Origin of the sequence: Butyrivibrio sp. CB08 (genome assembly GCF_003625485.1) — a bacterium.
In the GTDB taxonomy this organism is placed as follows: Bacteria; Bacillota; Clostridia; order Lachnospirales; family Lachnospiraceae; genus Butyrivibrio.
Genome location: NZ_RAIR01000011.1, coordinates 48,996 through 61,263, shown reverse-complemented (window position 1 = coordinate 61,263; position 12,268 = coordinate 48,996). Strand labels below are relative to the sequence as shown.

Annotated in this window: 11 protein-coding genes; all 11 read right to left on the bottom strand. The window is 43.4% G+C overall.

Annotated features, from left to right (window positions below):
- Positions 1–254: 254 nt before the first annotated feature.
- Positions 255–1,127, bottom strand: a complete 873-nt coding sequence (locus tag D6855_RS15515) for a hypothetical protein (RefSeq protein WP_120742738.1) — start codon at positions 1,125–1,127, stop codon at positions 255–257.
- A gap of 21 nt (positions 1,128–1,148) precedes the next feature.
- On the bottom strand, positions 1,149–2,651 hold the full coding sequence (locus D6855_RS15510; RefSeq protein WP_330546998.1) for a sensor histidine kinase: 1,503 nt from the start codon (positions 2,649–2,651) through the stop codon (positions 1,149–1,151).
- Between the two features lie 6 nt (positions 2,652–2,657).
- Positions 2,658–3,332: a response regulator transcription factor gene (locus D6855_RS15505; RefSeq protein WP_120742736.1), complete on the bottom strand. Its 675-nt coding sequence runs from the start codon at positions 3,330–3,332 to the stop codon at positions 2,658–2,660.
- A 14-nt stretch (positions 3,333–3,346) separates the two neighbouring features.
- Complete coding sequence (locus D6855_RS15500; RefSeq protein ID WP_120742734.1) at positions 3,347–3,949, bottom strand: hypothetical protein; 603 nt, start codon at positions 3,947–3,949, stop codon at positions 3,347–3,349.
- Complete coding sequence (gene glgX, locus D6855_RS15495; protein WP_120742732.1) at positions 3,939–6,116, bottom strand: glycogen debranching protein GlgX; 2,178 nt, start codon at positions 6,114–6,116, stop codon at positions 3,939–3,941. Before glgX ends, D6855_RS15500 begins: the two co-directional genes overlap by 11 nt.
- Positions 6,117–6,242: 126 nt before the next feature.
- Entirely contained in the window at positions 6,243–7,655 is a 1,413-nt protein-coding gene (locus D6855_RS15490) for an oxaloacetate decarboxylase subunit alpha (RefSeq protein ID WP_120742730.1), read from the bottom strand.
- Positions 7,656–7,691: 36 nt separating this feature from the next.
- Positions 7,692–8,834, bottom strand: coding sequence for a sodium ion-translocating decarboxylase subunit beta (locus tag D6855_RS15485; protein ID WP_120742728.1), 1,143 nt, complete (start codon positions 8,832–8,834; stop codon positions 7,692–7,694).
- A gap of 45 nt (positions 8,835–8,879) precedes the next feature.
- Entirely contained in the window at positions 8,880–9,245 is a 366-nt protein-coding gene (locus D6855_RS15480; protein WP_120742726.1) for a biotin/lipoyl-containing protein, read from the bottom strand.
- A gap of 21 nt (positions 9,246–9,266) precedes the next feature.
- On the bottom strand, positions 9,267–10,124 hold the full coding sequence (locus D6855_RS15475) for an OadG family transporter subunit (protein WP_158589558.1): 858 nt from the start codon (positions 10,122–10,124) through the stop codon (positions 9,267–9,269).
- A 17-nt stretch (positions 10,125–10,141) separates the two neighbouring features.
- Positions 10,142–11,572: an acyl-CoA carboxylase subunit beta gene (locus tag D6855_RS15470; RefSeq protein WP_120742722.1), complete on the bottom strand. Its 1,431-nt coding sequence runs from the start codon at positions 11,570–11,572 to the stop codon at positions 10,142–10,144.
- 125 nt (positions 11,573–11,697) lie between these two features.
- Positions 11,698–12,267: an SMC-Scp complex subunit ScpB gene (scpB, locus tag D6855_RS15465; protein ID WP_120742720.1), complete on the bottom strand. Its 570-nt coding sequence runs from the start codon at positions 12,265–12,267 to the stop codon at positions 11,698–11,700.
- Between the last annotated feature and the right edge of the window lies 1 nt (position 12,268).

Genomic DNA, 12,268 nt, shown 5'->3' with positions numbered 1-12,268 from the left:
TATTACTTTTGGTTTGTTAATTCTGAATAATTCTCTTGGAATTTTTCAGGGTTGCATTACTGTTTATTTGTCAAGGTACAAGGAGCCTGAAACCCGCTCCACTGCTGCGTTTGTCGCTGTTCTATCGCAGCGCCGCAACGAATAATAATTTATCACTTACCAAAAACAATGTCAACACCTTTTTTCAAATTTTTTCAAAAAAAATTTCTGGCACGAACACATCGCGCCAGAAACCGCTATTTTAAGCCATTTGTTTACTTGAGGTTAACCTTCTGATCCTTGCCTCTGATGGTAGCTATCATACCAAGTGAATCGATATGCTTAGCTTCACTCTCGCTTATCTGCGTAAGAACAACCACGCTCTCATGGGCTCTGGAATCAATGGTTCCCGAATAGGATGAGAGGTCATTTGGCAGGAATGTAACAGAGGAATATCCAATATTCTTGCCATTAAGTATGATCTGGAACAACAGGTTCTGAGGGATCATATTAACTGACTTGGCACTGTCTGTTCCATTGTACAGGTCAAACCTGAGGACAAGTAGCTTCTTGCCTTTATCAGAATTGACCACATAGCTCTTGGAGCTCTCTGGATATGTATTGGTTACAGCATATCCCTGATATGACAGGAATATGTCTGGAGTTATCTCCTGGGACTGATCAGAGGATAAAACTATCGCATCAGAGTCTGTAAAGGCAACTGAAGAATCCTCCACTGGTTCCTGCTCCTGAACCTCTGTTGCCTCTCCTTCTTCTACGGCGACTTCAGTAACGTCACCTTCCTCTAAGTCTTCTCCGGTAAGTACCTGCTCTTCAGGCTCTGGTTCTTCCACGATCTGAGCCGGAACCTGCTGCACAGGAGCTGGTTCTGGTTCTGGAATACTTGCTGCAGCCTTCTCAGCTTCTTCTTTTGCTTTCTTGGCGCGCTGCTTTTCAATCTCAGCAGCATCCACATAGATAAGCCTCTCCTGTCCGTTATTGGAGTACTTCATCAAAAGACCAGCTGCATACTCAACGGTCTGTTTATACTGTTCTTCAGTTAGATCAGGAAACTTCTCTCCGCATCCTGTAAGTGATAAGCTAAGCGCAAACACTATAGCAGTTGCGATATACTTTTTTCCCCTCATACTTATGTCCTCACTTATAGACTATTTTGTCTCAAGTTCAAAATAAAACTCTACGCCGTTGTCATAATTGTTAACGCCATAGGCCTGTCCCATTCCTTCCATGATGGCCTTGACGATAGAAAGGCCAACGCCACTTCCACCATACTCTCTGGTTCTTGCCTTGTCTACCTTGTAGAACTTGTCCCAGATAAGAGGTACGCTCTCCTCAGGAATAGGAGTTCCAGTGTTAAACACTGATATTCTTACGTGATTATCCTTACGAAGAAGCTTGATCTCAACTATCTTCTCACCATCGATGTGGTTAAGGGCATTGCTGTAATAATTCTGGAGAACTTCTTCTATCTTAAATTCGTCTCCCCATACAAATATCGGCGGATAATCGTCAAACTTTACCGTTACATCCTTTTGTTTTGCAAGCATAGACGCAGATTTGATATAGTTTTTGATCATATCAACTATGTCAAATCGCTCCATATTGGCGCTTTCGTTGCCAAATTCAAGCTGATTAAGGGTCAGAAGCTTTTTAACCATGATGTTCATCTTGGATGCTTCATCCATGATAACCTCACAGTAGAAGTTCCTGCTCTCCTCGTCATCGCTGACACCCTCTTTAAGACCTTCTGCATAGCCCTGAATAAGAGCAATAGGAGTTTTGAGCTCGTGAGATACGTTAGAGAGAAACTCTTTTCGCATCTCATCTATCTCTTCCTTCTTGGCAATATCCTGCTTGAGGGCAACGTTGGCATTCTTGAGCTCCTTGATGGTAGTTTCAAGGGTCTCAGAAAGCTCGTTCATGTTCTGTCCAAGGACATCTATTTCGTTCTTGTATGGCTCCTCAGAGGTATACTTGGCCTCAAAGTTGAGCCTCTTCATCTCATCGGAAATAAGGTACAGTCTCTTGATCGGGTCTGTAACCTTTTTGGAAATGTACACAATAACAACTGAACCAATAACGATAGCTATGATAGCAACATAACTCATGAAAGTATTGGAAATAGTAACGTTATCCCTAATACTCTCCATGGTTGCACGAAGAAGCACCAGGTTACCATTTCCAACAATACCCCACATTTCCAGATACTGCCTTCCTGTGGATCTGTCCACGTCTATCTGCAGGGTGTATTCCTCTCCACTGTCAATAATAGTCCTGTCTTCTATAACTGAAATACCCTGGGAGGGACTGATCATGTTCTCCCAAAGGATCTTAGCTAAAAGCTCAGGGTTATTACTGGAAGTCTTGACGGTTTTTGAGTCAGCATCAAGAACGATCATCTCAATGTTATATCGTTCGCAAATATGAGTGATCTCTTCGTCAAATTCCGCAGATGTAATATCGCCATTTTGGATAGCATTAGAAATGCTCCTATAAGCGGCAATGATTGCCTCTCTTTTGTTCTGAATGTAAAACCGTTCCATAAAGAAGATATTTACGAACAGACAAATAACGAAGGTTCCAACCATTATCGCCAGGAATACTACACTTATCTCAAATCTTATGGAGTGGATTTTGTTATTATTCTTCAAGTTATATTACTCCCCAAATTTGTAGCCCATTCCCCATATTGTCTTGATCTTGTCGCCTTTTGCTCCAAGCTTGCCACGAAGTTTTTTTACGTGGGTATCAATAGTACGGGCATCACCAAAGTAGTCGTAATTCCATACATTATTAAGGATCTTCTCTCTTGAAAGAGCAACCCCCTTGTTTTCAAAGAAATATGTTAATAATTCGAATTCCTTATAGCTAAGGTCAATCTCTTTTCCATCTACAGATACACTATGAGCCACCTTATTGATGATAATGCCATCAATCTCCAAAACATCGTTGTTGGAGGTCTGATTGGTTCTCCTTAAAATAGCTGATACTCTGGCTGCAAGAATCTTGGGACTGAAAGGTTTTGAAATATACTCATCTACTCCAAGTTCAAAGCCAAGAAGCTCATCTCTTTCCTCTGCCTTGGCTGTGAGCATGATGATAGGTACCTTGGAGTTCTCTCTGATCTCCCTGCACACTTCCCAGCCATCTCTCTTGGGCATCATAACATCAAGGATAATAAGAGCAATGTCCTTATCCTGATAAAAGATATCAAGGGCCTGCTGACCATCCTCAGCTTCCACAACTATATAACCATCCTTGTTAAGGAAATCCTTAACGAGTTTGCGCATTCTGCTCTCATCGTCAACAACAAGTATCTTAAGATCTTCCAATGTTATTCCTCCTGTCAATTTGACTCTGTATCCTCATAATACCCTTCAGGGCTCTCTATGCCAAGGTTTTTTTCAGCTTCTCTGACCTTTCTTTCTCTCTCGGTCAGTTCCTGCTCCCAGGCGGAAAACCTGTTGGTTACATTTCGCTTGTAGTTAATAATGTTGTCATTCTCGCCAGAAGCGGCAATCAGAAACATCACTATGACCAGTATTGCAAGGACCACATTGAGGACTATAGGAAAAATCCTGCCAAATTCAGGATTTTTCTTTTCCGGTTTAATCCTCTGTTTAACTGTCAGGTTCTCCATGGCGGAGTGTCTGGTCATTGATACGTTGATAGGTATGGGTATGAGATCATCCTCTGTAAAGCCGCTCTGAAGGAGCTGATCCCTTAGCCCATATAGATATCCCCAACCAATTGGGGTCTTAAAGATCTTATTTTCTATAGATTTTTCATATACAGCCTTAATATCATTAGGGCGACTGGCTTTAACCCTGGTCTGAAGGACCTTTATTTTGGACAGGTCCATTTCGGCCTTCTGGGCGTCATTTTCAGACATAAAATCAAAGCCGCACACTATATAGCTGTCATTACCATTTTTTCCATCAGCTGCCATATTCTGCTCCGTACGACGCAATGAATACGTTGACACTTCTAGCCTTCATGGTCTTATTGCGCCATGTCAAAGGCTTAGGTCTGTTATAAAAGTATTTGCCACTCTCATCACCAGTGTCTACGCAAAGTGACCAGTATGCGCCATCTGGTGGATTGGGCAGTGTGATCTGAACATCTTCCCAAAATACGTTGATAGCAAGATAAACTATATCATCATGATCTTTCTTTCTGATATAGCCTGCAAATCTAACGCAGATAACTTTGGAGTCATTAGATATATTACCATGGTCTGGGTTCTCTGTGTGAACAGAAATATTAGGATAACCACAAAGAGCAGGTTTAAGATCCTTCCTGATGCATGGATGCTTTCTTCTAAACTGGATCATATTCCTGTAGAAATCAAAGAATCCCTTGTTCTTCTCAAGCAGATTCCAGTTCATCCATGAGATCTCATTATCCTGACAGTAGGCATTGTTGTTACCAAACTGAGTATTTCCAAACTCGTCCCCCGCATAGACCATAGGGGTTCCTCTGCTGCACATAAGAACGGTAATGGCGTTTCTCATCATCCTGAATCGCAGCTCATTAACAGCAGGATCTTCTGTTTCGCCCTCAGCTCCACAGTTCCAGCTCCTGTTATCATTGGCTCCGTCGGTGTTGTTCCAGCCATTATCCTCGTTGTGTTTACCATTATATGCATAAAGGTCATAGAGAGTAAAGCCATCGTGGCATGTAATAAAGTTAACCGATGACTCATATCCCATATATGCTCCGCCATAAAGGTCCATAGAGCCGGTAATTCTTTTCACCGCTTCTGGCGCAGCCCAAATATCGCCCTTGAGATAAGAGCGGATATCATCCCTGTATTTACCATTCCATTCAGCCCATCTCTTCCAGGCAGGGAAATTACCAACCTGATAAACTCCGCCTGCATCCCAGGCCTCAGCAATGAGCTTTACATTACCAAGAATCGGGTCGTAAGCAAGTCTCTGGATAAGTGGTGGCTTCTCCATGGGAGCGCCGTCCTGATCTCTTCCAAGGATACTTGCAAGGTCAAATCTGAATCCATCTACCCTGTACTCCTCTACCCAGTATCTGAGGCACTCTACGATAAACTCCTGCACCATAGGGTGATTACAGTTCATGGTATTGCCACAGCCACTGAAATTGTAGTACTGGCCATGTGGAGTCAGAAGGTAATAAATATTGTTATCAAAGCCCTTAAATGAGATAAACGGACCATTCTCGTTACCTTCTGCAGTGTGGTTAAATACAACATCAAGAATAACCTCAATTCCATTGTCCTTGAGAGTCTTGATCATGTGCTTAAGTTCAACGCCTTCCTTGTTGTACTCACTTTGGGAGGCATAGCTTGTATTTGGGGCAAAAAAGCTAACGGTGTTATATCCCCAGTAGTCATAGAGGATCTTACCATTGACCTCTCTCTTATCTCTCGTCTCATCAAATTCAAAGATAGGCATCAGCTCAACTGCTGTAACGCCAAGGCGCCTCAGATACTCAACCTTCTCCTTGATGCCATCAAAGGTTCCCCTGAATCTTACTCCAGATGAAGGATCCATGGTAAATCCCCTTACGTGCATCTCATAGATAACTGAATCGCACATAGGAGTCTTCAGGGAATTGGTATCATTCCACTCAAAGTTATCTCTTACTACCCTGGCCCTGTAAGCCCCATCCTTGTTGGGGTTCTGGCCCCATATACGCTGTCCGCTAACAGCCTTTGCATATGGATCAAGGAGCAGGTGATTTTTATCGAACAAAAGACCTTTTTCCGGCTCCCAAGGGCCATCAACGCTGTAACTGTACTCAAGGTTTTCAATATCCAGACCAAAAACGATCATGGAATAGACTTTACCTATACGATAGCTCTCTGGGAATGGAATCTGGGCAAAAGGCTTATTCTCGCCTCTGTTATAGAGAAGAAGTGTGATAGATGTAGCACCGTTGGAATAGGCAGTAAAATTAACGCCATCTGTAAGCATGGTGGCGCCATTGATATTATAAAAGCCTGGTCTGATCCTGAAGCCATTTATCTCGTCAAGAGCAAGCAGCTGACGACCAAGTTCGGCTTTTCTAAGCTCTCTGACCTGTCTCTCACCAATTTCGACAGGTTTTTTTCCTTGCCTGTGTCTTCGGTACTCGTTCATACTCATAGATTAATTTTATCACACTGTGCCTTGCAAAACATAAAAAAGAAATGAAATTTTGTATGCTATCATAGCAAAATTTCATTTCTTTTTATTTCAATCGTTCAGTTTAGCGCTTCGCAATAATTAAACTGGGTATGCGCCATTCTTGGTATCTGCTGCTGCAACATCAACCTTGTTCTGCTGAGCATCACGATACTTGAAGAAATCTGTAGCAACCTGTGGGAACAGTGCATATGAAAGCACGTCCTCATCCTGCTGCTTCCACTGCTTAACAGCCTCTTCGAACTTAGGAAGTCCTGGCTCAAGTTTGTCAGCAGGTCTGCATGTGATAACCTCTCTGTCGCCAATGATCTTCTTCTGAACATCTGGGTTGAAAGGCTTGATTGTCTTACCATACTCACCAGCAAGGAGGTCCTTGGTCTGGTCAGTAGCAACCTTGTATCTCTCGCCCATAAGAACGTTCATAACAGCCTGTGTACCAACGATCTGTGAAGAAGGTGTTACAAGAGGTGGCTCACCGAAGTCCTTACGAACCTGAGGGATCTCCTCAAGAACGGTATTGTACTTGTCGCTTGCATTCTGCTCCTTGAGCTGGCTAACCATGTTAGAAAGCATTCCGCCAGGAACCTGATACATAAGAGTCTTGATATTAACACCAAGAACCTTAGCATCCATAAGACCACTCTTAAGGCACTCTTCTCTGTATGGTCTGAAGTAGTCAGCGATCTCAGCAAGAACCTTCTGATCAAGGCCAGTCTCGAAAGGCTGTCCCTTGAATGCCTCAACCATAACCTCTGTAGCAGGCTGTGATGTTCCAAGAGCGAATGGAGAAATAGCACAGTCGATAATATCAACACCAGCCTCAGCAGCCTTCATGTATGTCATGCTGGCAACACCTGAGGTGTAATGTGTGTGAAGGTCGATAGGAAGTTTTGTAGCACTCTTAAGTGCCTTAACAAGCTTCTCTGCCTCGTAAGGAAGAAGAAGTCCTGCCATATCCTTGATACAGATTGAATCTGCACCCATGTTCTCGATATCCTTAGCGATATTCATCCAGTAATCAAGAGTGTATGCATCACCAAGTGTGTAAGCAAGAGCAATCTGAGCATGTCCGCCCTCTTTCTTACAAGCCTTAACAGAAGCCTCAAGGTTTCTAAGGTCGTTAAGACAGTCGAAAATACGGATAATATCGATACCGTTTGCGATAGACTTCTGAACAAAGTAATCTACAACGTCATCAGGATAGTGCTTGTAACCAAGGATGTTCTGTCCACGAAGAAGCATCTGAAGCTTGGTGTTCTTGAATCCCGCACGAAGCTTACGAAGTCTCTCCCATGGATCCTCCTTTAAGAATCTCATTGAAGCATCAAATGTAGCACCGCCCCAGCACTCTACTGCATTGTAGCCAACCTTATCCATTGTCTCGATGATAGGAAGCATCATCTCAGTAGGCATTCTGGTTGCAATAAGTGACTGATGAGCATCACGCAGAACGGTCTCATTAATGCGAACTGGTTTTTTCTCTAATTCTGCCATATCTATATTCATCCTTTCTGTAATATTTTTAAATAATTAAACTCCGAATACTGCCATGAAAGTACCTGCAACTACCGCAGTACCAATAACTCCGGCAACGTTAGGTCCCATCGCATGCATCAACAGGAAGTTGGAAGGATCATACTCTGAACCAACCTTCTGTGAAACACGGGCAGCCATAGGTACAGCAGAAACGCCAGCTGAACCGATCAGCGGATTGATCTTGCCTCTTGTGATAAGGCACAGCAGTTTACCAAGAAGGCATCCTGCGGCAGTACCAAAGGCAAAAGCAATAAGTCCAAGTACAACGATGATAAGTGTTGTTGTGTTAAGGAAAGCCTCAGCACTTGTTGTAGCACCAACAGATGTTCCAAGAAGGATAACTACGATGTACATAAGTGCGTTAGAAGCTGTCTCCTGGAGCTGACGAACAACACCAGACTCTCTAAAGAGGTTACCAAGCATCAGCATACCGATAAGAGGTGCTGTAGTTGGAAGGATCATGCTTACAACGATAGTAACGATAACAGGGAAAAGAATCTTCTCCAGCTTAGATACTTCTCTAAGCTGCTGCATTCTGATCTTTCTCTCCTTATCAGTTGTAAGAAGCTTCATGATAGGTGGCTGGATCATTGGAACCAGAGCCATGTAGGAATAAGCTGCTACGGCAATAGGTCCAAGGATTGATGTCTGATGGAGCTTGGATGCAAGGAAAATTGATGTAGGGCCATCAGCACCACCGATAATTGATACAGCAGCAGCCTGCTGATCGTTAAAGCCAAAAAAGATAGCCATGAAGTAAGCTGAGAAAATACCAAACTGAGCTCCGGCACCCATAAGGAAACTTATAGGGTTAGCAATAAGGGGACCAAAGTCTGTCATAGCACCAACTCCAAGGAAGATAAGTGATGGCAGGATGGCATATTCATCAAGAATATAGAAGTAATGTAAAAGTCCACCTGCAGCACCAGCTGTTGGTTCAGCCATAATGTCTGGATAAATATTTACAAGTAACATACCGAATGAGATCGGTACAAGGAGCAAAGGCTCGAATCCCTTGGCAATCGCAAGATACAAGAAAACAAGTGCAACTACAACCATGATATAGTTGCCAGGTGACATAGTTGTAAATGCGGTCTGTTGCCAGAGATTAGATAATGTATTAACTATGTAATCCATTCGTATCCTCTTTCTGTTTTTTCAAACTCGTATTTCAAACCATAATTAGTTGAGTGTTGCAAGAACTCTTCCTGCCTCAACAGCATCGCCTGCAGCTACGTCAATACTTGCTACTGTTCCGTCCTGAGGAGCAACCATAGGGATCTCCATCTTCATAGACTCAAGAGTAACTACTGTGTCACCCTTCTTAACAGCCTGTCCAACGTTAGCATCGATTCTAAGAACCTTACCTGCTGCACCTGCCTCGATCTTAACTGATCCAGCACCTGCACTAGCCTTCTTAGCTGGAGCTGCTGGAGCCTTAACTGCTGCAGGAGCCTTAGCTGCTACTGGAGCTGCGCCTGATCCTGCACCTTCCTCTACTGTTACATCATATACGTTTCCGTTAACGGTTATTGTATAGTTCTTCATTGTTTCTCCTTTCAAAGAATCTTATCTATTCTTTTTCCAATTTGTATTTACTTTTCTGATTGATCTTACCTGGAAGCCATCTGTGCTTGCACTTCCCTCGTAAGCTGCGATTGCTGCTGCAATAACTGCTACGAGCTCAGCGTCGTTTGAAAGATCTTCCTTGTCTGCAATCTGAGCAGTTGTGTTGTCAATTGCCTGCTGGGCAATCTGCTTGTCACTTACCTTTTTCTTCTTGGCACCAAATAAAAGTGGGAAGAGTGAAATAATAAGTGAGATTAGGATGAGGATTGCGAAAGCCATTCCCATACCAAGAAGTGTATTAAGTCCGGCATTTTCAAGCTTCTCACCGTTTGTTCTGTTTACTGTAACACCGATGTCTGTTGGAACGAAATCGTTGCCCATATAGATCTCCATAAGGGCTGTTCTCTTTGTTCCCTGTACTGTCGCGTCAATTACAAGAACGCCTTCCTTGTTTATGTAGTAAACAACATCTGTAACACCAACATCAGACTGTAATGTCTCAAGGGAATTGTAGCCAAGATCTTCAATGGCCTTGTACCAGCTGTCATAACCTGACCTGTTTACCTCATAGTAAGCATCGTTGATATCCAGCTCACCAGTCATGTTATTGAAGTTCATGGCAAGATCAAAGTATGCCTTCTCTTCAAAATTGTCAGGAGTAACACCGCTAAGGAACCATGTTTCAAAGGCCTGATCCTCTACGTACTTAGCATAGTCCGTGATGTTTTCCGTTTTAAACAGTTCGGAGTGATATCTGCTACCTTCTACTGTGTTGTAGTTGGTCTCATCACTGCCACAGGCAGTAAGTCCAAGGAGGGAAGCAACCATCACGCCCAAAACCAAAATTTTATGTTTCATTTTGAGTGCTCCCTTCATTAAACTGTGCCGTGTTTCTTAGCAGGACGCTCATCTCTCTTTGTAAAAAGCATCTCGAAAGCTCCAACAACATACTTTCTTGTGTCAGCAGGCTCAACGATCTCGTCTACGTATCCTCTTGCTGCTGCACTTCTTACGTTGTTCTGGAGATTAGCATACTCAGTGGCTGTCTTGGAAACAGTCTCTGCATCCTTGCCATCGCAAAGGATCTTAGCTGCAAGAGAAGCATCCATTGTTCCGATCTGAGCATCTGGCCAGCTGATTGTAACATCAGCGCCGATAGCCTTGGAATTCATGATAACATATGCACTTCCGAAAGCCTTACCAGTAATAAGGTTAACCTTAGGTACTGTAGCATTTGCAAGTGCATATACAAGCTTACCAGCTGCCTTGGCAACATGCTTCTCATCGCACTTGGTTGAGCCAAAGCCTGTTGCATTGGTAAGTGTAAGAACTGGGATATCAAAAGCATCGCAGAACTCGATGAACTCAGCTGCCTTCTCACAAGCGTGAGCTGTAAGCTTATCATCGAACTTCTCTGCCTCTTTGCCGTTCTCATCAAAGATAGCTGTGCGGTTACCAACAAGACCCACTGTTGCACCATTGAGTCTGATAAATCCTGTAACCATCTCTTTAGCGTAGTTTCTCTTAGTCTCGAAGAATACGCCATTGTCTGAAATCTGACCAGCGATAACTGCTGGATCAGCTGTAGCGCCATCAAGGTTCTCACATGCTCTGTTAAGATCGTCTGTGCAATCCTCGAAGTAATCGCTATCCTCATTATTTGAAGGAAGCATAGAAACGAGCTCTCTGATCTGTGCGTAAACAGAAGCCTCGTCAGCAACAACGTCAACATTGCCTGTCTCGCTGCTCTGCCACTTAGCACTTGAAGTGTCGAGCTTCTCTTTGTAGTTGCCCTCAAGTACGTTAGGTGAGTTTACAAAGAGAGAAGCCTTGCTCTCTTCCATGAATGTGAAGTCTGTGATAGAAGGAACAAGTGCAAGTCCGCCACCACACGCGCCAAAGATTGCAGTAATCTGAGGCACTACTCCAGAAGCCTCCACCTGCTTAAGATAAATCTCTCCGAATGCGTTAAGGGCATCAGCGCCTTCCTGCAGACGAAGTCCTGCTGAATCGATAAGTCCGATTACAGGTGAACCGGTCTTGATGGCCAGCTCATACAGGCGAACGATCTTCTTGGCATGCATTTCACCGATTGATCCGCCAAGTACTGACGCATCCTGGCTGTATACATAAACCAGATTACCGTCGATAACACCATAGCCGGTTACAACGCCGTCTGAAGGTGTCTCTTCCTGTTTCAGATTGAAATCTGTGCTTCTTGCGGTCACAAGTGCGCCAATTTCAACGAAACTGTTTTCATCGAGCAAAGCATTAATTCTTTGACTCGCTTGTGAAGAACTACTCATTTCTTTACCTCCGTAAATATATTTTTATGCACAAATATCGCAACTTTAGTCACGTTATAGTATACCATAAAAATTCTCAAAAAAAAGGGTAGAATGCTAAATAATTCACATTCTACCCATAGTTTTTAAATATCAAGTTTCAGCTGTACTTCGTGCTCTGCCTGTGCCTTGAACTCCTCAACCTGCACAGTACCTATAACTGGAAGCTCATCAAGGCTGCGAACGCCGAAACTTCTAAGGAATTCCTCGGTGGTTCCAAACAGAAGAGGTCGACCTGGAGCATCAAGTCTTCCGAGCTCCTGAACCAATCCAAACTCCACAAGTCTGTTAACAGCGTGATCACTGTTTACGCCTCTTATCTTCTCTACTTCAAGCCTGGTGATCGGCTGCTTGTATGCTATTATTGAAAGAGTCTCCATAAGGGAATCTGTAAGCTGCGCCTTCTTGGGAGCCTTGGCGATCTTAACAAGATACTCGTACATCTCCTTTTTGGTGCACAGCTGCACAGCCTTGTCCAGCTCCAAAATGCCGATTCCACTGTCGGACTTCTCGTATTTTTCTTTTAAATATGCAATATAATCCTTTACCTGCTTGGCATCAGTTTCCATGGCCTTAGCCAGTGATGATATCTCAACTGAATCTCCCATGGTAAAAAGGATCGCTTCTACTATGCTTGCGCCTTCTTCTCTGGTCATA